The sequence below is a fragment of the Nocardioides sp. NPDC057767 genome, assembly GCF_042798275.1.
Lineage (GTDB): Bacteria > Actinomycetota > Actinomycetes > Propionibacteriales > Nocardioidaceae > Nocardioides.
In genome coordinates this window covers 68799-89721 of sequence record NZ_JBHVKJ010000018.1, presented here as the reverse complement: position 1 = coordinate 89721, position 20923 = coordinate 68799, and the positions used below count along the sequence as shown (strand labels likewise).

Below are 20923 nucleotides of genomic sequence, written 5' to 3'. Positions count from 1 at the left end.
CTCGACCACCGGCCGGCGAGCTACTGCGTGTTCGTGGAGGGGTGCTCTGCGCCGCGGATGGGCAGACCCGGGATCGGCCCGGTCGCTCCGAACGTCTCCAGGAGCTCCATCTCGGCCTCGATGACGCCGGCCAGGCGGCGTACGCCTTCTCGGATCCGCTCCGGGGTGGGGTAGCAGTAGGAGATCCGCATCGAGGAGGCGCCGAAGCCGTCGGCGAAGAAGCCGGTGCCGGGGACGTACGCGACTCGTGCGGTCACCGCGCGGGGCAGCATCGCCTTGCAGTCGATGCCGGCGGGCAGCGTCAGCCAGACGAAGAAGCCGCCGTCGGGCTTGGTCCAGGTGCAGGCAGCGGGCATGTAGGCCTCGAGCGCGTCGAGCATGGCGTCGCGGCGCTCGCGGTACATCTCCCGCATCTGCTTGATCTGGCCCTGCCAGTCGTGGTTGGCGAGGTAGGCGGAGACGGCCATCTGGTTGAACGGGGGCGGACAGAGCGTCGCGGACTCCTGGGCGAGGACCAGTTTCTCGCGGATCGCGGAGGGGGCCAGCGCCCAGCCGACGCGCAGGCCGGGGGAGAACGTCTTGGAGAAGGAGCCGAGGTAGATGACCCCCGGGTCCTGGGCGCGCATGGCCGGACGAGGCTCGTCGTCGAAGCCGAGGAGACCGTAGGGGTTGTCCTCGAGCACCAGGATGTCGTGGCGCCGGCAGATCTCGAGGATCTCGGTGCGGCGCTCGGGCGTCATGGTGACGCCGGTCGGGTTCTGGAAGTTCGGGATCGTGTAGAGGAACTTCACCCGGCGGCCCGAGGCCTTGGTGGAGACGATCGCCTGCTCCAGCGCGCTCGGGATCAGGCCGCTGGCGTCGACCTCGGCGTGCACCACGTCGCACTGATAGCCCTTGAAGACACCGAGGGCCCCGACGTACGACGGGGCCTCACAGATCACCACGTCGCCGGGGTCGCAGAAGACGCGGGTGACCAGGTCGACGGCCTGCTGGGAACCGACGGTGACCACGACGTCGTCTGGGTGGGCCTCGATGCCCTCCAGACGCATGACCTCGCAGATCTGCTCGCGCAGGACGGGGTCGCCCTGGCCGCCGCCGTACTGCAGCGCGGTCGGGCCCTGGCTCAGGATGAGGTCCTGGATCGAGTCGCCGACCACGTCCAGCGGGAGGCTGGAGATGTTGGGCATGCCGCCGGCCAGCGAGACGACCTCCGGGCGCGCTGCGACTGCGAAGAGAGCTCGCACCTCCGAGACCGTCATGCCTGCCGTGCGGGCGGCGTAGCGGTCGGCGTAGGGGTCGAGGCGGGATGATGTTGCGCGCTGGGGAAGATCAGTCATGGTGTCACCATCATGAAGGATCGCATACGCTGGTGACAGACCCTTAACCGATGATCAAGGGTGAGACATGGCACGCAGGATCCTTCCGCTGACGCTGGACCTCTTCGCCGAGGTCCCGGCACCGTGTCGTGCCTGTCTGTTCTGGGAGCGCGACCCTGTCGGCCATCGCCGCGTCGACGCCTCGCAGACGATCGCGCTCAAGGAGGCGTGGATCTCCGAGGTGCTCCGCGAGTGGGGATCGTGCGGAAGGGTGGCGGTGGTGGACGGTACGCCGGTGGGCTTCGTGCTCTACGCGCCGCCGGTCTTCGTCCCGCGAGTGGCCTCGTTCCCGTCCGGCCCGGTCTCCGCCGACGCCGTCCTGATGACCACCGTATGGATCGACCCGCGTCGTGCGGGCGGTGGGATCGGCCGGATGCTGGTCCAGGGGATGGCTCGTGACCTGGTGCAACGCGGTGAGTTCCGGGCCATCGAGGCCTTCGGCGACGTGGGGCCGCTGAGCGGCATCCACGGCCGCCGCTGCGCCGCTCCGGCCGACTTCCTCGGTCGGGTGGGCTTCAAGACCTATCGCGAGCATCCGACCGTGCCGCGGATGCGGATGGACCTGAAGCAGACGGTCACCTGGATCGATGACTTCGAGTCGGCCTGGGAGCGGTTGCGGGAGGTCGTACGTCCCCGCAGTCATCCGTCGCCGGCCTCCACCGAGCTGCATCGCGACAGCGAGTGAATGTTTCCCGTGAAACGGCGAGACCACCAACCCCCAGTGGTCGAGCCTGTCGAGACCACTGACACCGACCCAGAGATGACGCCGGCCCGTCCTCTGTGACAGAGGACGGGCCAGACGGGTGACAGCGGATGTCAGCCGATGAACTCCTGCAGCTCCTTGAGGAGCGCGGCCTTCGGCTTGGCGCCGACGATGGACTTCACGACCTCGCCGTTCTGGTAGACGTTGATGGTCGGGATGCCGGTCACGCGGTAGGTGGAGGGGGTGACCGGGTTCTCGTCGACGTTCATCTTGGTGAAGGTGACCTTGTCACCGTGCTCACCGGCCAGCTCCTCGAGGATCGGGGAGACCTGGCGGCACGGGCCGCACCACTCGGCCCAGAAGTCGACCAGTACGGGCTTGTCGGACTTCAGAACGGTCGAGTCGAACTCGGCGTCGGTCACGGCGGTCATGTTGTCAGCCACGATGGGTTCCTTCTCGGTAGGGACGGGTTGGGAGGTCTGTGGTCAGAACGCTGGGCTTGTGTCGCACATTCCCAGCGACCGGTGGTCGAGCTTGTCGAGACCACCGTAGAGGCCTTGGTCAGGCCGAGACGGCAGCCGCCTCGGCGTGGGCCTGGTGGGCGAGGAACTTCTCCGCGTCGAGAGCGGCCTGGCAACCGGTGCCGGCAGCGGTGATCGCCTGACGGTAGACGTGGTCGACCAGGTCACCGGCGGCGAAGACGCCCTCGATGTTGGTGGCGGTGGAGCCCTCCTTGGTCAGCACGTAGCCCTCGTCGTCGAGGTCGACCTGGCCGGTGAGCAGCTCGGACCGCGGGATGTGGCCGATGGCGATGAACAGGCCGGCACACTCGAGGTCGCGCAGCTCGCCGGTCTTGGTGTCCTTGACGGTGATGCTCTCCACGGAGAGCTCGCCGTTGATGGACTCGACCACGGAGTTCCAGGCGATCTCGAGCTTCGGGTCGGCGAAGGCGCGCTCCTGCATGATCTTGGAGGCGCGCAGCTCGTCGCGGCGTACGAGCAGGGTGACCGAGGAGCCGAAGCGGGTCAGGAAGAGGGCCTCCTCGAGCGCGGAGTCACCGCCGCCGACGACCACGATGGGCTTCTGGCGGAAGAAGAATCCGTCACAGGTGGCACACCAGGAGACGCCCTTGCCGGAAAGCTCGTCCTCGCGGGGCAGACCGAGCTTCTTGTAGCCCGAGCCGGTGGCGAGGATGACGGACTTCGCGTAGTGGGTGTCGGTCGCGGTCTTGATGACCTTGACCGGCCCGGTGAGGTCCATCTCGACCACGTCGTCGGGCTCGAGCTCGGCACCGAAGCGCTCGGCCTGGGCGCGCATGTTGTCCATCAGCTCCGGGCCCATGATGCCGTCACGGAAACCGGGGAAGTTCTCGACCTCGGTCGTGTTCATCAGGGCGCCGCCGGCGGTCACCGAGCCCTCGAAGACGAGCGGCTGCAGTCCGGCGCGGGCGCTGTAGACCGCTGCGGTGTAGCCCGACGGGCCGGAACCCACCACGATCACGTTGCGGGGGTCGGTCGGGGACGACGGGGTCGGCATCAATGGCTCCTCAGGTGTGGCTGGCGAACTGCACAACAGATCGTAGGCGACGAACATTCCATGGCCCCGAACGCCGAGACGTCGCCCGCGTCGGCCGACGGGAGCGACGTCTCGTCAGGAGACGGGGGTGCCGAGGACCTGGACTTCCTTGACCTCGGCCCGATAGCCGCCGTCGACCTCGGGCAGTCCGGTCATCCAGACGAGTACGTAGCTGCCCTCGGGGGCGTCCTCGACCTTGATCTCGCCCTCGGTGCCGACGCTGCCCTTCGCCGCGGGGGTGCCGCTGGGGTCGTCGCTCCACGGGGAGTCACCGACGTAGATCTCGATGTCGGTGGGCTCGCCGATCATGTTGAACTTCACGGAGTCGATGGAGTAGTCGCCCTTGAGGTTGAGGACCAGGCCGACACCAGGCTTGAGCGAACGCGGACGGTCGCCGATCTGGTCGTTGTAACGGGCCGTACGCCACGCCAGGCCGTTTACGTCACCATCGACCACCAAGTCGACGAGGTCGGGCGTCTCGGTGGGCGGTTCGCCGTGGGGGTCGAGGTCCTTGGCGGTGATGCCCTTGATGACGGTCGGCTCGGCAGCCTGGCCACCGTCATTGCCCTCGTTGCTCCCGGTGCCGGGGTTCTCAGCGGTGGTGTTGGGGTCGTCGCTGATGATGTTCCAGGCGATCGAGCCGGCGATGAGGACCAGCACCACGAGGGCGACACCCATCGCGATGCGGAGCCAGTTGGCGCCGGGCTTCTGGTTGTAGTCCGGCTCCTCGGCGATCGGTACGTTGGCACCGGTCCAGGGGCCCTGCCAGCCGTTGTAGGAGGCATCCGGTGCCACCGGGCGCCGAGCGGCCGGCGGAGCCTGCTGCGGACGCGGCGGCGGCGGCGTGTAGCCGGGGGTCTCGTCGGCGAAGAGCGGCTTCGACGGGGTCGGGTCCTGCATCGGCGGCGGGGAGGCCGGACGCTGACGTTGGGGGCGTACGGCGTCGGGGGCCACACCGATGGCGTTCGACGCAGCCTGTGCCTCGGCGGGCTCGAGCTCGGTCGGCGGGGCCATCGCCTGGGTGTCCTCGTCGATGGCGGAGGGCCGGTTGAGCGGCGCGGTCGGCTCGCCGGAGAAGCCGGCGAGCGCGGAGTGCAGCTCGGCCGCGGTGAGCGGCGGCATGTCGGCGCCGCTGCCCAGCACCCGGTCGCACAGGTCGTCGAGCGGACGCGGCACCCCCGCGCGTACCTGCCGGGGGCGGAGCACTCGACCGTGGTCGCGCGGTGCCGGCGGCATCGAGGACAGCGTCTCACCGGCCCATTTGCCGGTCAGGGCGGCGTAGAGGACACCGACGGCGTCGACGCGGTCGCGGCGCTGGGAGTCACGCGTGTCGGGGTCGATCCCGTGCAGCGCGGCGTCCACACCGAAGCCGATGACGCGCACCGCGCCCAGGTCGTCGAGCAGCACGGCCTCGGGGTTGAGCCGGCCGTGGGCGTGGCCCTGGTCGTGGGCCAGCACCAGCAGGTCGGCGACCTCGGAGGCGATCCAGGCGGCCTGCTGCGGCGGCAGCGGCCCACCGGCGGCCAGCGCGTTCTCCAGCGACGCACCCTCGCCCCACTCGTTGACGACGTACGCCACCTGGTCGGTCTGGGCGGCGTCGAGGACGCGCAGCATCCGGGGGTCGCCGACGGCGGCCGAGTTGCGGGCCGCGGCCATCAGACGCGGCGCACGCTCGTCACGGGCATCGAGGACGTGCACGGCAACCGGGCGGCCGAGCACCGCGTCCTGGGCACGCCAGAAGCGTCCCTCACGGGACTCGCTCAGCAGATCCGTCAGCTGGTATCTGCCGGCGAGGACGTCGCCTGATTGCGTGAACTCCATATCGGACCCATTCTTTCAGACCGTGCCAGACAGTGATGAAGCTGTCCGATGGTGGTCAAGGGCAGGTGCTCAACGGCGCAGCCGTCGGGCGACCTGTTGCACCATCGTGGTCAGCTCCTTGACCTGGGCAGCCTGCGCCCCGAGGAGCAGCATGCCGAGATGCAGCGCCCCGACGATAGCGGCCCCGATCAAGGCCAGCACCATCGTCGGCTCGTCGTTGATCAGGCCCAGCCCGGTGCGCAGCAGCCAGGCAGCAGCGGCCGCCACGACGGTCACCATGACCAGACGGGCGAGGAATCCGACCAGTCCGCGGCCGTCCAGGTCGCCGAGGGTGCGCTCGAGCACGACGTACGAGACGACGGAGCCGACCAGGTAGGACAGCGTGTAGGCGCCGGCCAGGGCGGTGGCGGTGTGCTCGGCGGAGAACGCCCGGGTCAGCAGCAGCGCGGCGACGATGTTCGTGGTGGCGACCGAGCACTGGATGAAGAAGACGGTGCGGTTCTGCTCCAGCGAGTAGAAGCCACGCAGCAGCAGGTAGTGGATCGTGAAGAAGACGAGTCCGGCCGCGAAGACGGACAGCGTCGGGGCGTACGTCTTGAACGCGTCGGCGCCGGCGCCGTAGCCGAACAGGATGTGGGCGATGTCCTCGGAGAGCACGGGCAGCAGCGCGGCGATCGGGATCACGATCGCGAGCGCGTTGCGCATCTGTCGCGAGAGCGTACGTCCCAGCTCGGGCAGCTCGCCGGCAGCGCCGTGGCGCGACAGGATCGGCAGGATCGCCGTCGCCAGCGAGACCGTGATGATCGAGTGGGGCACCTGGGTGACCAGGAAGCTGTTGGAGTAGACCGTGTAGCCGGTGCCGTCGGCGGCCGAACCGGTGGAGGCGAGCCGGGTGACGATCGTGTAGGCGACCTGGTTGACGACCACGAAGAGCACCGTCCACATGCCCAGCTTCGCGGTCTGGGAGAGGCCCGCGCCGCGGAAGTCGAAGCGGGGGCGAAAGCGCACCCCCGCCTTGCGCAGCACCGGCAGGAGCAGCAGGAACTGGAGCGCGATGCCGAGCGTGGAACCCAGACCCAGGAGAGTCTCCTGGCCGACGGTGAAGCCGCCGACGTCGGAGGGGCCGAAGACGACCAGGTAGATCACCAGGGTCGAGATCGCGATGATGTTGTTGGCGATCGGCGCCCACATCATCGGCCCGAAGCTGCCGCGGGCGTTGAGCACCTGCCCGACCAGCACGAACATCCCGTAGAAGAAGACCTGCGGCAGGCACCAGCGGGCGAAGTCGATGGCCGACTCGAGCTGGGCCTCGTGGTCGGCGGTGTACCAGTCGGCGCCGAGGTAGAGGCGCATCAGCAGCGGAGCCCCGAGGACCAGGATGATCGTCACGGCGCCGAGGAAGAGCCCGGCGAGCGTGATGATCCGGTCGGTGTAGGCCGCCCCGCCGTCCTCGTCGTTCTTCTGCGCCTTCACCAGCTGCGGCACGAGCACCGCGTTGAAGACGCCGCCCGCCAACAGGATGTAGAGCATGTTGGGGACGGTGTTGGCGATGTTGAAGACGTCGGCGTGCAGCCCGGAACCCAGGGCTGCGACGAGGAGTGCCGAGCGGATGAACCCGCTGGCCCGCGAGAAGAGCGTCCCCGCGGCCATCACCGCGCTGTTGGCCAGGACCGAGCTTCCGCCGGACTTCTGCTCGGTGGCTGTCACAACACTCCTGTAGACGTACGTGCCTTCTTGGCCTTCATGATCCGCCGGGTGAGTCGCACGGCGATCGCCGCGAAGAGTAGCGCGCAGCCCGTGCCGACGAACCACCAGATCACCCCGCTCACCTGCGAGGGGCGGATCGGGACGGAGGCGTGGGCGCCCAGTGGGTTGCCCTTGGTGTCGGTGACGACGATGAGTGCGGTGTGGGTGCCGGTGTCCTGCATGCTGGCCGCGAGGTTGAAGCTCGCCTTCGAGTTGGCGTCGAGCTGGACGGGTTCGGAGGTCGCGACCCGCAGCGACTCGTCGGTCATCGCGTCCAGCCGCACCGTGACCGGCTCGTCGAGCTCGTTGCTCAGGGTGACCTGGAACTCGCCGCCCTTCATGCTGGACAGGATCACCTTCGGCGGAACGCTCACGGTGATCGAGCTCAGCTCGGAGCTGATCTGGTCGAGTGCGTTGGCGGCGGCGTCGGTGTCGCCCTTGCGGGCGGAGTAGGACGTGGTGGTCAGGGCCTCGCTGGTGACGACGGAGGCGACCTCGTCGTTGTGGGTCAGGACCCGCTGCAGCAGCTCGCCCGCGCCGATGAGCTCGTCGGCGGTGCTGATCCGGTCGGCGGAGATCTCGGCCCTCATCTCGCGACGCGGGTAGCGCAGCTGGTCGACCGTCACCGACTTCGCCTTGTGTCCGGTCATCGCCTCGGCCAGCGTCGAGGACGCGATCCAGCGGGCGTTCTCCCACGGAGTGACGAAGGAGGCCGGGGTCTGCGGAGGATGCCACCGGTCGGGGATGACGGCCACGAGCGGCTTGTCCGTGCCCCGGCGCAGGGCGGCCTCGGCGACGATCCGCTGGCGCACCGAGATCGCGTCGATGGGGTCGTTGGGCCCGGGGCCACCGGCGGAGGCACCGGAGGAGGTGACGATCATCTGATGACCGTCGAGATCGGCGATGACCGGCGCGGTGCCGCGGAACATCCGGTCACCGACCAGGTTGACCGCCCCTGGCTCGAGGAGGTTGACCGCGGCGCGGTCGAGGTAGCCGGTCGGCGGAGCGACCGCCGAGGTCGCCTTGATACCGAGCTCCGCGAGCACCTGGGCGGTCTGCTCACGCGCGGTGGCCAGCATGTCGGGGTCGCTGGTGGCGAGCGCGGACAGGTCGGGGTCGGCGTAGGGGAGCGCGAGCAGGTTGTGGCCGGCGAGCGCCTTCTCGAGGCGACCCAGCCAGACCGTCGCGGCCTTCTGCGCGGCCTCGGCCTCCTCGTCGATCGCCTCGTCGTCGGTGTCGGGGCCCGTCGAGGGGCTGGGCAGCAGCGGGGAGGCGGACGGCGATGCGCTCTCGCTCCCGCTCTCCTCCGGCTCCTCACCGCTCTCGTCCGTCGGGGACAGGTTGCGGGGCCGGTTGCCCTCGGCGAGGTGACGTACGGCATCGATCAGCGCCGGGTCGATGGCCCAGGTCAGGCTGGGGATCTCCGTGCCGGTCTCGAGCATCCGGAAGAGGCGTCCGCCGGCGCTCAGGTCGCGGGTCCAGCCGGGGAGGTAGTTCACGCTGCCGTCGGGGTTGTAGACCACGCTGCGCCGCAGCGGCATGACCAGCGAGACCTTCTCGGCCTTGGCCCGCTTGTTGGGCTCCTTGACCAGCGGGAGGAAGGTGCGTGCCCGGCCGTCGGCGGTGGTGGGCGTGGTCGTGCCCAGCGCGTGGACCCCGAACCAGTAGACGCCGGGCTGGGTGACGTGCAGGAGCTTGCGCGGCACCGTGAGCGACCAGGAGTAGGTCTCGCCGGGTGCGAGGTCGGGGATCGTCGCGTACGCACCCTCGGTCACGATCCGCTCGCCGACCAGCGCGTCCGCCGGCATCTTGGCCGCCTCGGCCAGCTCCTTGGAGGTGGTCATCGGCGTGTCGCCGATGAACGGGTAGACCTTGACCCCGCTCCACTCCTCGTCGGTCGTGTTCACGACCTTGCCCCGCATGGTGATCCGGCCTTTGGTGCGACCGTCGAGGCTGACCGTGTCGAGCTGGTCGATGCTCACCGCCAGCGGGTCGGCCTCAGCAGCCTCCTCATCGGCCTGCGCGGGTGCGGGAAGCAACAGCAGCAGGGGTGCCAGCAGCGCCAGGACGAGTGCGGCGGTGGCTCGCCCACGTGGCCGTGGCGGCCTCGCCTGATGCTGGCGGACTGGCATGACTTCGAGAATATCTTTCCGGGGGTGCGGTCCTCGTAGACTGCGGCGTTGTGTCCGACAGCCAGCTTCCCCCGATCAGCGTCGCCGATGTTCAGCGATCGGTGACTGCTGAACTGGACCGTATCGCACCGGTGATCGACTCCCTCGGAGAGGCCTTCGCTGCAGACGGTCACGAACTGGCTCTGGTCGGTGGCCCCGTCCGTGACGCGATGCTCGGCCGACCTCACAACGACCTCGACTTCACCACCTCGGCCCGTCCCGAGGAGACCGAGAAGATCCTGCGTACGTGGGGTGAGGCCCTGTGGGACATGGGCCGCGACTTCGGCACCATCGGCACCCGCAAGGGCCCGTGGCAGGTCGAGGTCACCACCTACCGCTCCGAGGCCTACTCGGCCGACTCCCGCAAGCCCGCCGTCGCCTACGGGACCTCGCTGGCCGACGATCTCGTACGCCGCGACTTCACCGTCAACGCGATGGCGGTGCGACTGCCGGGCCGTGAGGTCGTCGACCTCTACGGCGGGGTGGTCGACCTGGCCACCCGGATGCTGCGGACCCCCGGGACCCCTGAGGACTCCTTCTCCGACGACCCGCTGCGGATGATGCGGGCGGCGCGGTTCGCCGCCCAGCTCGGGTTCACGGTCGCGCCCGAGGTCGTCGCCGCGATGACCGACATGGCCTCGCGGATCTCGATCATCTCCGCCGAGCGGGTCCGCGACGAGCTGGTCAAGCTGATCTGCGCACCCTTCCCGCGCCTCGGGCTCACGCTGCTGGTCGAGACCGGGCTGGCTGACCTGGTGCTGCCCGAGCTGACCGCGCTGCGGATGGAGCGTGACGAGCACAACCGGCACAAGGATGTCTACGAGCACACCCTCACCGTGCTGGAGCAGTCGATCGATCAGGAGGCGCGCCTCGGCGGCGGGCCCGACTTCGTCTCCCGGTTCGCGGCGCTGATGCACGACGTCGGCAAGCCGCGCACGCGCAAGTTCCACGACGACGGGACCGTCTCGTTCCACCACCACGACGTGGTCGGCGCCAAGATGACCCGCAAGCGGATGAAGGCGCTGCGCTTCTCCAACGACGAGATCGAGGCGGTCTCCAAGCTCGTCGAGCTGCACCTGCGCTTCCACGGCTACGGCGACGGCGACTGGACCGACTCGGCGGTGCGCCGCTACGTCCGTGACGCCGGCGACCAGCTCGACCGGCTCCACGTGCTCACCCGCGCCGACTGCACCACCCGCAACCGCCGCAAGGCCGACCGCCTCGCCCGCACCTACGACGCCCTCGAGGCCCGCATCGAGCGGATCTCCGAGGAGGAGGAGCTCGCCGCCCTCCGTCCCGCGCTCGACGGCAACCAGATCATGTCGCTGCTCGGGATCGCGCCCGGTCGTGAGGTCGGGGCTGCGTACAAGTTCCTCATGGACCTGCGCCTCGACGAGGGCATCCTCTCCGAGGACGAGGCCGCCAAGCGGCTCCTCGACTGGTGGGCAGAGCGCTCCGCATAGCCCGTTCGAGCTGACGTGCTCCAGGACTGCGGCGGTCGCGACATCCTCCGTGGATAGGGGATGAGGGCCCTGTTGACATCTGGGCACCTACTGTCCATCGAGCCATACTGACGGTACGGTTCGGGCTATGACGACGATCACAGATCTCGAGGCGACGACCACCATCAAGGCGACGCCGGCCCAGGTGTGGGCCGCGATCACCGACCTGCCGCGGATGGCTTCGTGGAGCCCGCAGGTGGTGAAGACGATCGTGTTCGGGCAGGTGAAGGAGGGGACCCGCTTCCTCAACATCAACCACCAGGGCTGGAAGCACTGGCCGACGAACGCCAAGGTCGTACGTTTCACCCCGCACTCCGACTTCGCCTTCCGGATCACCGAGAACACGACGGTGTGGTCCTACCAGCTCGAGGAGACGCCGGAGGGGACCCTGGTCACCCACCGCCGTGAGACGCCGACCGGCATCTCCGCTCTCTCCCGCTCGCTGACGAACATCGCGTTCGGTGGTCAGGAGCCCTTCACCGAGGAGCTGCGTACGGGCATGGCGACCACGCTCGCCAAGCTCAAGGCCGACCTCGAGGGCTGACGCCTCGGCCTCAGGCCCTTGCCCTGGTCCAGCGGTAGACGCTGCTGGTGGAGACGCCGAGCTGCGCGGCCACGTCGGGGATGCGGGCGCCGGCGTCGACAAGGAGCCGGGAGGCCTCGGCCTTGTCGTCGGGGAGATTGGCCAGCAGCTCGGCGATCTCGTCGGGAAAGATGTCGGGGTAGTCCATGGCCGGCTCGGGGTCGGGGATGTTCTCCGGGAACGGGATCCGGTCCAGGAGGCCGCCGTCGGTGTCGGCGGGCTTGGTGACAGTGCGGCCGTTGCTGAACTGCGGCACCATTCCGGCGCCGGGTGCAGCCTCGGCGGCGGTGCGCGCGGCGTCGGGGACCCGGCTCGACACCCGCTGACGGGCATCGGTGGTGGCGAGGGCCGAGGCCATCTCGCGCGTCCGGGGCTCTCGCGACGGAGTCACCTCGCGGGGCACGTCGGAGACGGTGTCGACGGTCCGGTCGAACGGGATGTCCGCCGACGCCTCGACCGGCGCCTCGATGGCCCGGTCGGAGCCGCGAGCGGGCGCGACGTGGTGGACCTGCTCCACGACCGGCACGCTGAGCGCCTCGTGGACGTCGGGCAGCGTGATCGGCAGCCGGTCGGCCTGGCGGGTGCCCTCGGCGACCGCGGCGAAGGCGTCGACCCACTGAGTGATCTGCTCGCGCATCGCGCCCGGCGCGACGGAACGCAGCGCCACCGCCTCGGCGCGCCAGTAGCGCTTCTGCGCGCGCTCGAGCTTCCGGCGCGAGGAGGCCGTACGCTTCCGCACCGCCGTGTCGCGAGCCCGCCGCCACTCGACGCGGGTGGCCAGGAGGGCGTGCATCCGGGCGCCCATCCGCAGGTCGGACCAGGAGCGCTCCATGGCGAGGTGGCGGTCGCCGACGAGCGCCAGGTGCCACATCAGCGCGGCCAGCAGCGGCACGATGAACCGGAACGCCGCGGCGGTGACGGCGTGGCCGAGGTGGATCTCGTGCCAGCCGGCGAAGAACCCGGACGCAGCCGACAGCAGCCAGGTGAGGGTCAGCAGCGTCTGCGCCGGCCGGTCCTGCTGCGCCGCTTCCCGCGCCATCAGCGCGACGGTGACCAGTGAGAGCTCGAAGACACCGGCGAAGGCGTAGGCGTTGATCGTGCCCATGGCGAGGACGTCGCGCCCGAAGCCGACCATCGCGACGTACGCAGCCGCTGTCGAGATCAGCGCGACCGAGACGGCGCCGAAGAGGATCAGGCCACGCCCGTTGGCTGCCGTGCCGTTGCCGCCCATCGGGGTCGGCCGGTCCGGGGGCGTGTCGTTGTCGGGACGCATCGTGGGGTCTCCGGTACCTGAGGCGGTCGATCGTTCGGGCCCCGGGAGTCTAGGGGATGGAACACACGTTCGAAGCGAACGTGGATGGAGTGTTGCCGAACCGGTCCGAAATTGGGCCGCCGGGACGCGGCACCCGGGGCTACAGTCCGCTCATGTCGAAGACGGCGGTGCGCCGCGTACTTTTCAGGTCGTTCTGGGCGGTGATCGGACTGGTCGTCGCGGTCAGCCTCTTCAAGCTGGCCTTCACGGGCTCGACGCAGGACGCCGACGGGGCACCGTTGACGCCGACCGGGAAGATCCCACCGGAGGAGGTCGTCGCCGAGAAGGGCACGATCTCCAACTCGCTCACGATCGACGGCACCATCGTGATCGACAAGCCGGTCTCGGCGACGAGCGCGGTCAGCGGCGTGCTGGCGCACAAGTTCGCCGACACGGGTGCCAAGGTGAAGAATGGCGACAAGCTCTTCCAGGTGCGCGCCGAGGAGGAGCCCGCCGAGGCGGCCGTCGAAGAGCCTGCCGAGGTGGAGCCGGAAGAACCCGGGAAGGTCGATGAAGCCAGCGGCGACGGCGACCGTGACGACGCCCCGGTCGCGCCGCCGGCGCCGAAGCCGGTCTACCACTGGTACACGGTCGTCGCGCCCGCGACCGGCATCGTCGGCAACTACGCCGTCGACATGATGACCGACGTCGCCGAGGACGGCGTGGTCGTCTCGATCCGTCCCACGACCTTCCATGCGGTCGGTGCGATCTCACCGTTGGACCGCTACCGGCTGGCCGGCAACCCCGACCGCGCGACCGTGACCATCGAGGGCGGCCCCAAGCCGTTCACCTGCACCGACCTGGTCGTCGGCGACGCGGCGACCGAGACGATCGCCGGCGACGCACCCGAGGACGAGATGATGGAGGGGGCGCCCGGGGGCGAGGGCGAGTCGGGCGCGGGTGCCCGGATCAGCTGCCTGGTGCCGGAGAAGGTCACCGTCTTCGACGGCCTGACGATGAGCATGACCATCGACGCGGGCGCGAGCGACGGCGACGTCGTCACCATCCCGGTCACCGCGGTCACGGGTCTGGTCCGTGACGGCAGCGTCTGGGTCGTCGGCGATGACGGCACCCCCACCGAGCAGCCGGTCAAGCTCGGCCTCACCGACGGCAAGCTCGTCGAGGTCACCAGCGGGCTCGAGGCCGGCGACTCGGTGCTGCGCTACGTCCCGGGTTCGAAGGAGACCGGCGGCGGCACGGGCGAGGAGATGCCCGAGGAAATGCCGGCGGGGGAGATGTGAGCGAGGAGGAGCTGCTGAGGCTCACCGGTGTGGCCCGCACGGTGGAACTCCCCGACGGCGAGGACCTGCGCATCCTGACCGGCGTCGACCTGCACGTACGCCGCGGGGACCACGTCGGCATCGTCGGCCGCTCCGGCACCGGCAAGTCGACGCTGCTGAACCTCCTCGGTCTGCTGGACCGGCCCACCGGCGGCACCCTGGAATGGGCCGGTCGCAACGTCACCGACATCAGCAGCCGGCAGGCCGCCCGGATCCGCGGCCGGGACGTCGGGTTCGTCTTCCAGCAGTTCAACCTGCTGCCGGGGCGTACGGCGTTGGAGAACGTGATGGCACCACTGCTGTACGCCTCGGGCAGGGAGTTCTGGCAGCGCCGCCGGATCGCGGCGACGATGCTCGACAAGGTCGGGCTCGGTGACCGCCTCGACGCGATGCCGCAGTTCCTCTCCGGCGGTGAGCAGCAGCGCATCGCCATCGCCCGAGCCCTGGTCCGCACCCCCTCGGTGGTGCTCGCCGACGAGCCGACCGGAGCCCTCGACGTGGAGACCGGCGCGATGGTGATGAGGCTGCTCGACCAGGCCACCTACGACTCCGGCGCGGCGCTGATCACGATCACCCACGACCAGAACGTCGCGGCGCTGGCCCGGCGGCGGTTCCGGCTCGCCGAGGGGCGGCTGCACCCGCTGACCGAGGAGGCGGTCGCGTGAGGACGGCACTGGCGCGCATCGTCACCGGACTGGCCGCCTCGACGGTCGAGGCCTGGCAGGAGCTGCGCATCCACAAGCTCCGGGTGCTGTTGTCGCTGGTCGGCGTGGCGGTGGCGGTCGCCTCGATCACCGCGACGGTGGCGGCCGGACAGATCGCGAAGCAGATGTTCACCGAGTCCTACGAGACCGACGGGCGACCGGCGCACATCTCGGTCATGGCCTACGACGACCGCAACGGCATGCCGCTCTCCGTCGAGCGGGTCCGGCCCGCGTTCCAGACGGTCGCGGAGCGGTTCGACGTCACGTACGCCTCCGCGCGGATCTCCGCCTACGACATCAAGGCGACCACCGCGAGCCGGAGCAAGCGCATCGAGCTGATGGGGGTCGACCCTGCGTACGCGGCCATCCACCGGGTCGTGGTCCCGCAGGGTCGCTGGCTGGAGGAGTCGGACAAGGAGCGCCTCTCCCCGGCGCTCGTGGTCGACGAGACGTTCCTGAAGAAGCTCGGTCTGCAGGGCACACCGCTGCCGACCGCCGTCGAGCTGAACGGCCAGGGCCTGTCGGTGACCGCCACGATCGTCGGGGTGACCAGCCTGCGCGGCTACGGCACGCCGCGGGCGTTCATGCTGGCCGACTCGCTCGAGCACTGGCAGACCGGAACCCCCTCGGACGCCAGCTACGAGATGTGGGTGCCGGTCGAGGGCGCCGACCAGCTCGCCTCCGAGATCAACCTGGCGCTGCGTGCCGAGCTCCCGGGTCTGCAGGTCGACGCCCATCGCGACGACTACATGGCATGGGGCGGCGAGGACCCGATCGGCCCGATCAAGTGGGTGATCATCGGGATCGCCGGCATCATCCTGCTGCTCGGCGCGCTGAGCCTGCTCAACATCGCGCTGGTCACCATCCAGCAGCGGATCCGGGAGATCGGGATCCGGCGCAGTTTCGGCGCGACCACCGGGCGGGTGTTCTTCTCGGTGATGATGGAGAGCGTCGTGGCCACCGTCGTCGCGGGCGTGATCGGTGTGCTTCTTGCCGTGGCCGCCGTCAAGAACCCGCTGGTGGAGAAGTACGTCCTCGAGGGCATCGACGACGTCCCGCCCTTCCCGCTCTCGGCGGCCTTCCTCGGCCTCGCCGTCGCGCTCGCCGTCGGCGCGATCGCGGGCATCCTCCCGGCGATGATCGCCGCGCGGGTCAAGATCATCGACGCGATCCGGTTCTAAAACGATTCGGTGGTCGAGCCTGTCGAGACCTCCCGTGACTAGACGGGGGTCTCGACAAGCTCGACCACCGGCCGAGCGAGGATCACTCGCCGCGGATGAACGCCTCCAGCTGGGCGCGACCCTCGGTGTCCTCGATCTGCACCGGCGGGCTCTTCATGAGGTAGGCCGAGGCCGGGATGATCGGACCGCCGATTCCGCGGTCCTTGGCGATCTTCGCGGCACGGACGGCGTCGATGATGATGCCTGCCGAGTTGGGCGAGTCCCACACCTCGAGCTTGTACTCCAGGTTGAGCGGGACGTCACCGAACGCGCGACCCTCGAGCCGGACGTACGCCCACTTGCGGTCGTCGAGCCACTGCACGTAGTCCGAGGGGCCGATGTGCACGTTGCGGTCGTCGATCTTGTCGGCCAGCTCGCCCTTGAGGTTGGAGGTGACCGCCTGCGTCTTGGACACCTTCTTGGACTCCAGGCGCTCGCGCTCGAGCATGTTCTTGAAGTCCATGTTGCCGCCGACGTTGAGCTGGTAGGTACGGTCCAGCGCGACGCCGCGGTCCTCGAACAGCTTGGCCATGACGCGGTGGGTGATGGTGGCACCGACCTGCGACTTGATGTCGTCACCGACGATCGGGACGCCGGCGGCCTCGAACTTCGCGGCCCACTCCGGGTCGGAGGCGATGAAGACCGGCAGCGCGTTGACGAAGGCGACGCCCGCGTCGATCGCGCACTGCGCGTAGAACTTGTCCGCCTCCTCCGAGCCCACGGGAAGGTAGGAGACGAGGACGTCGACCTCCTTCTCGCGAAGGATCGAGACGACGTCCACGGGGTCGAGGCCCGACTCGGAGATGGTCTGCTTGTAGTACTTGCCCAGGCCGTCGAGCGTCGGACCACGCTGCACCTCGACGCCCTTGAACGGGACGTCGGCGATCTTGATGGTGTTGTTCTCGGAGGCGTTGATCGCCTCTGAGAGGTCCTTGCCGACCTTCTTGTCGTCGACGTCGAAGGCAGCGACGAACTCGACGTCGGAGACGTGGTAGTCGCCGAACGTGACGTGCATCAGGCCCGGGACGCTGCCCGCCGGGTCGGCATCCCTGTAGTACTCCACACCCTGGACCAGGGAGCTGGCGCAGTTGCCGACTCCCGCGATTGCTACACGAACCGAACCCATCGGGGCTCCTTCCATACTTCTGGCCGGTTCACCGGCCAGAAGGTCATTTCTCGTTCTCTAGGCTGCTCTGCGCTGTGCGCGAGACGTCCGCTTCGTCGCGTACGCCATCGTCATCCCCCAGATCCCCCTGACCCGCTGCCTGCTCGTTGGTCGCAGGCTTGGGGTTGCGCTCGGCGTCGATCAGCGAGGAGAGCCATCGGACCTCTCGCTCGACCGACTCGACACCGTGACGCTGAAGCTCGCGGGCGTAGGAGTCGACCTCTTTCTGGGTCATGGCAAGCTCGCGTTGCACCCGGTCGAGCCGCTCCTGGAGCCGGCTGCGACGCCCTTCGAGGACGCGCAGCCTGATCTCCATGTCGGTGCGACCGAAGAACGCGAACCTGATGTCGAAGTTGTCGTCCTCCCAGGCCATCGGACCGACCTCGGACATGAGCTGGGTGAACTCACGCTCCCCGGCAGCCGTGAGCTGGTAGACGATCCGCGGCCGCCGGGTGACCGGCGTGACGGTCTGCGCCTCCTCCTCGATGAGGTGCTTGCGCAGCATCTTCTTCAGGGCCGGGTAGAGCGAGCCGTACGACAGCACTCGCCCCCAGCCGAGCATCAGGTTGAGCCGCTTGCGCAGCTCGTAGCCATGCATAGGCGACTCGTGCAGCAGCCCTAGGACTGCCAACTCGATCGTCTCTGCGCGACGTGCCATGCGACCTATCGTACCGATATATCTGCGATGGCAAACAGAGACCAAAGTCTTGTCTGATGACGCCCGGGAACGGCGTTTCGATGCAACCGTCACCGAACTGTTGACGTCAGGTGACTTGAGGCGCGCTGGGCGTGGATGCTGGGGCGCTAGCGTCGATTGCGTACGCTGATGGCTGCCGTTCAACGACCCGAGGAGCCACCCGGGGAAATGTCCGGCAGCGTCGCGCGTCAGGTTGATGGGATTCCCTCGGGGGGATTCAGCGACGTCGGGGGATTGTCAGTGTCAGCCCGTCCGGTCACGTGCCGGGCAGTCACAGGAGCAGTGCTACACCCGTGAGCGACCCATCCGGCGGCTTTTCTCAAAGGCCTAGCCCCCGCAGCGCCAGTCCCCGTAGATCCAATCCCGGTGGGCTGCAAGGACGACCCCAGGGCGGTCCGCGCCCACCGCAGGGTGGTCCGGCAGGCCGTCCGCCGGCGCCGCGTCGCCCTCAGGGTGGTTCGCAGGGCCAGCCCTCGGGCGGTCGCCCGCAGCCCCGTGGTGCCCAGCGCCCGATGCCTCCCGGCGGTCCCCGCTCCGGTCAGCGCCCGCCCTACCCGGGCCCCCGTCGCCCCGGCGAGCCTCCTGTCGACCGCCTCGGTCAGCGACCCGCCCGTCCTGAGCGGGGTGGTTCCGGTCGCCCGCCGCGCGACCCCAAGGCCGCCTTCGGCGCGGCGATGGACCGCTTCAACGACCCGGAGCTGGACAAGAAGGGCCTGGCGGTCCGGATCGCCAAGATCGCGGCGATCTTCGCCCTGGTGATGGCACTGATCGGCAGCGCCGCGGTGATCGTCTCCTACAACATGATCTCGATCCCCAGCGCCAACGCGGCGTTCGAGGCCGAGTCGAGCTTCGTCTACTACGCCGACGGCAAGAAGGAGGTCGGCCGCTTCCAGGCGGGCGACCAGAACCGTGACGCGTTGAGCCCGGACGAGATGCCCGCCCTCGTGAAGGACGCTGCCGTGGCCGCCGAGGACCGCAGCTTCTACGAGAACAACGGCATCGACCTCAAGGGCATCGCGCGCACGCTCTTCTCCAACGCCACCACCGGGAGCCAGGGTGGCGCGTCGACGATCACCCAGCAGTACGTCAAGAACCTCTACCTGACCCAGGAGCGCACCTACTCGCGCAAGGTCAAGGAAGCGGTCATCTCGCTCAAGATCAGCCGGCAGAAGTCGAAGGACGAGATCCTCACCGGCTACCTCAACACCGTCTACTTCGGGCGCGGTGCCTACGGCGTCCAGGCCGCGGCGAAGACCTACTTCCGCAAGTCTGCCCAGGATCTCGACATCAAGGAGGCCGCGGCGCTCACCGCGATCCTCAACAACCCGAACGGGTTCGACCCGGAGAAGGCCGGCGCGGACGCCGGCGGCACCGAGCTGCTGGGCCGCTACCAGTACGTCCTCAACGGCATGGCCGAGCTCAAGAGCCAGGGCAAGGCGCTCAGCGACTACGACGAGGCCACTCTCGAGAAGGCGAAGGCGGCGCTGCCCAAGTTCCCCAAGCCGAAGGCCGACAGCCGTCTCGGTGGTCAGAAGGGTCACGCGCTCACCCTGGTGAAGAACGAGCTGAAGTCCCTCAAGAACGAGAACGGCGAGCCGCTCTTCACCGAGGAGGAGATCGACAGCAAGGGGCTGAAGGTCACCACCACGCTCAGCGCGAAGGCGATGCGGGCCGCGGAGCAGGCAGTCAAGGACGTACGTCCTGACGACAAGAAGGCGGTCAACGCCAAGCACCCGGAGAACGAGCTGCACATCGGCGCCGCCACGGTCGATGTGAAGACCGGCGCGCTCAAGGGCTTCTACGGCGGCCAGGACTACCTCGACTCCCAGATCAACTGGGCGGCCTCGGGCGGCATGGCCGGCTCGACGATGAAGCCGTTCACCCTCGCCGCGGCTCTCGAGGCGGGCTACTCGCTCAAGGACACCTGGACCGGTGAGGGTGGTCTGGAGATCCCCGGCACCGACCGGGTCGTCCGCAACTCGGGCCAGAGCGACGCGGACCCGACCGGTCACGGCTACGGCGAGCACATCACCGGCATCAAGGCGATGGAGGAGTCGGTCAACACCTCCTTCGTCCAGATGTCGACCGCGCTGCCCAACGGCAGTGAGGACGTCTACGACATGGCGGTCAAGGCCGGCCTGCCGCCGGACGAGCAGCACGCCGAGAACGCGCCGGCCGACTACCGTTCGATCCCGGCCTACTCGATCGACTTCGACCCGAAGAACTACCTGCTCACCCTGGGGCGTCAGGCGATCAGCCCGATCAACATGGCCAACGCCTACGCGACCATCGCCAACGGCGGCGTACGCAACACCGTGCACCTCGTCTCGAAGGTGGTCGACGCGAAGGGCGAGGTCGTCTACGAGTGGGACCAGCGTGACGGCGAGGAGCGGGCGATGTCCGAGGACGCTGCCGACGACACCTCCTACGCCCTGCAGCAGGTCGTGAAGGACGGCACCGGCCAGACGGCCGGCGTGATCAACCAGCCGGCCGCCGGCAAGACCGGCACCGCGACCAACGCGAACGACGACGTCTCCTCGGCGTGGTTCGCCGGCTACACGCCGCAGCTGTCCACGGCCGTCATGTACGTCCGTGGCAAGGGCTCCGGCAAGCTGGACGGCTGGCTGGACTCCTACTTCGGTGCCGGCTACCCGGCCGAGACGTGGGCCGAGATCATGGGCACGCTGACCGACGACATGGATCTCGAGGAGTTCCCCGAGCCCGCCTGGATGGACGGCGAGGCCCCGGAGGACGGTCACGAGCCGTCGCTGACGGCCACCCCGGAGCCGACCCCGACCCCGTCGGAGAACTGCTCCCGCAAGGACGAGCGCAAGGGCCTCTGCATCCCGATCGAGGAGCCGTCGGCCAGCATGTCGCCCAGCGACGGCGCGACCGACGGTCAGCCCGGCGAGGGGACGACCCCGGACGAGTCCGAGTCGACGGAGCCGGAGGTCACCGAGACCGCCTGCGACTGGTTCGGTGACTGTGAATCGTCTTCGCCGCCTGCCGATGGCAATAATGGCGGCGGCAACAACGACACAGGCACCGCGGGGAGCACCACTCAGTGA

Annotated in this window: 16 protein-coding genes; 7 read left to right on the top strand and 9 right to left on the bottom strand. The window is 69.1% G+C overall.

The features are described from left to right. Positions 1-20: 20 nt before the first annotated feature. On the bottom strand, positions 21-1337 hold the full coding sequence (locus ACFVDI_RS11655) for a PLP-dependent aminotransferase family protein (protein WP_378904608.1): 1317 nt from the start codon (positions 1335-1337) through the stop codon (positions 21-23). A 67-nt stretch (positions 1338-1404) separates the two neighbouring features. Between ACFVDI_RS11655 and ACFVDI_RS11650 the strand changes: the two genes are divergently transcribed. Continuing rightward, positions 1405-2061 carry a GNAT family N-acetyltransferase gene (locus tag ACFVDI_RS11650; RefSeq protein ID WP_328528112.1) on the top strand — a complete coding sequence of 219 codons (657 nt, stop codon included), beginning with the start codon at positions 1405-1407 and terminating at the stop codon, positions 2059-2061. A 131-nt stretch (positions 2062-2192) separates the two neighbouring features. Here the strand turns inward: ACFVDI_RS11650 and trxA are convergent, their stop codons facing one another. The 5 genes from trxA to ACFVDI_RS11625 all read right to left on the bottom strand — a co-directional run bounded on the left by trxA (position 2193) and on the right by ACFVDI_RS11625 (position 9353). Beyond that, positions 2193-2522, bottom strand: a complete 330-nt coding sequence (trxA, locus tag ACFVDI_RS11645) for a thioredoxin (RefSeq protein ID WP_045547254.1) — start codon at positions 2520-2522, stop codon at positions 2193-2195. Between the two features lie 118 nt (positions 2523-2640). After that, positions 2641-3615 (bottom strand): thioredoxin-disulfide reductase, encoded by a 975-nt coding sequence (trxB, locus tag ACFVDI_RS11640; RefSeq protein WP_378904604.1) that lies wholly within the window; start codon positions 3613-3615, stop codon positions 2641-2643. Between the two features lie 114 nt (positions 3616-3729). Then, on the bottom strand, positions 3730-5475 hold the full coding sequence (locus ACFVDI_RS11635) for a protein kinase family protein (protein ID WP_378904600.1): 1746 nt from the start codon (positions 5473-5475) through the stop codon (positions 3730-3732). A gap of 69 nt (positions 5476-5544) precedes the next feature. Beyond that, positions 5545-7182 (bottom strand): murein biosynthesis integral membrane protein MurJ, encoded by a 1638-nt coding sequence (gene murJ, locus ACFVDI_RS11630; protein WP_378904597.1) that lies wholly within the window; start codon positions 7180-7182, stop codon positions 5545-5547. Continuing rightward, positions 7179-9353 carry a DUF6049 family protein gene (locus ACFVDI_RS11625; RefSeq protein ID WP_378904594.1) on the bottom strand — a complete coding sequence of 725 codons (2175 nt, stop codon included), beginning with the start codon at positions 9351-9353 and terminating at the stop codon, positions 7179-7181. Before ACFVDI_RS11625 ends, murJ begins: the two co-directional genes overlap by 4 nt. A 50-nt stretch (positions 9354-9403) precedes the next feature. Between ACFVDI_RS11625 and ACFVDI_RS11620 the strand changes: the two genes are divergently transcribed. After that, the gene (locus ACFVDI_RS11620) at positions 9404-10855 is read left to right on the top strand and encodes a CCA tRNA nucleotidyltransferase (RefSeq protein ID WP_378904591.1); all 1452 of its coding nucleotides are present in this window, start codon (positions 9404-9406) and stop codon (positions 10853-10855) included. Positions 10856-10982: 127 nt separating this feature from the next. Beyond that, complete coding sequence (locus ACFVDI_RS11615; protein ID WP_378904588.1) at positions 10983-11438, top strand: SRPBCC family protein; 456 nt, start codon at positions 10983-10985, stop codon at positions 11436-11438. A 10-nt stretch (positions 11439-11448) separates the two neighbouring features. On the opposite strand, the gene ACFVDI_RS11610 is transcribed toward ACFVDI_RS11615, so the two are convergent. Further along, positions 11449-12750 carry a helix-turn-helix domain-containing protein gene (locus ACFVDI_RS11610; protein ID WP_378904585.1) on the bottom strand — a complete coding sequence of 434 codons (1302 nt, stop codon included), beginning with the start codon at positions 12748-12750 and terminating at the stop codon, positions 11449-11451. A 152-nt stretch (positions 12751-12902) separates the two neighbouring features. Between ACFVDI_RS11610 and ACFVDI_RS11605 the strand changes: the two genes are divergently transcribed. Genes ACFVDI_RS11605 through ACFVDI_RS11595 form a run of 3 tightly spaced genes read left to right on the top strand, consistent with a single transcriptional unit; the run spans position 12903 to position 15954 of the window. Then, positions 12903-14030, top strand: coding sequence for a hypothetical protein (locus ACFVDI_RS11605; protein ID WP_378904582.1), 1128 nt, complete (start codon positions 12903-12905; stop codon positions 14028-14030). Then, complete coding sequence (locus ACFVDI_RS11600; RefSeq protein ID WP_378904579.1) at positions 14027-14734, top strand: ABC transporter ATP-binding protein; 708 nt, start codon at positions 14027-14029, stop codon at positions 14732-14734. The genes ACFVDI_RS11605 and ACFVDI_RS11600 overlap by 4 nt, the downstream gene beginning before the upstream one ends. Next, positions 14731-15954 (top strand): ABC transporter permease, encoded by a 1224-nt coding sequence (locus ACFVDI_RS11595; protein WP_378904576.1) that lies wholly within the window; start codon positions 14731-14733, stop codon positions 15952-15954. The genes ACFVDI_RS11600 and ACFVDI_RS11595 overlap by 4 nt, the downstream gene beginning before the upstream one ends. An 82-nt stretch (positions 15955-16036) precedes the next feature. Here the strand turns inward: ACFVDI_RS11595 and ACFVDI_RS11590 are convergent, their stop codons facing one another. Together ACFVDI_RS11590 and ACFVDI_RS11585 are read right to left on the bottom strand one after the other, a co-directional pair. Next, complete coding sequence (locus ACFVDI_RS11590) at positions 16037-17119, bottom strand: inositol-3-phosphate synthase (RefSeq protein ID WP_378904573.1); 1083 nt, start codon at positions 17117-17119, stop codon at positions 16037-16039. A gap of 43 nt (positions 17120-17162) precedes the next feature. Then, positions 17163-17816 (bottom strand): PadR family transcriptional regulator, encoded by a 654-nt coding sequence (locus ACFVDI_RS11585; RefSeq protein WP_378904570.1) that lies wholly within the window; start codon positions 17814-17816, stop codon positions 17163-17165. A gap of 551 nt (positions 17817-18367) precedes the next feature. On the opposite strand from ACFVDI_RS11585, the gene ACFVDI_RS11580 reads away from it, so the two are divergent. Next, positions 18368-20923, top strand: a complete 2556-nt coding sequence (locus ACFVDI_RS11580) for a transglycosylase domain-containing protein (protein ID WP_378904567.1) — start codon at positions 18368-18370, stop codon at positions 20921-20923.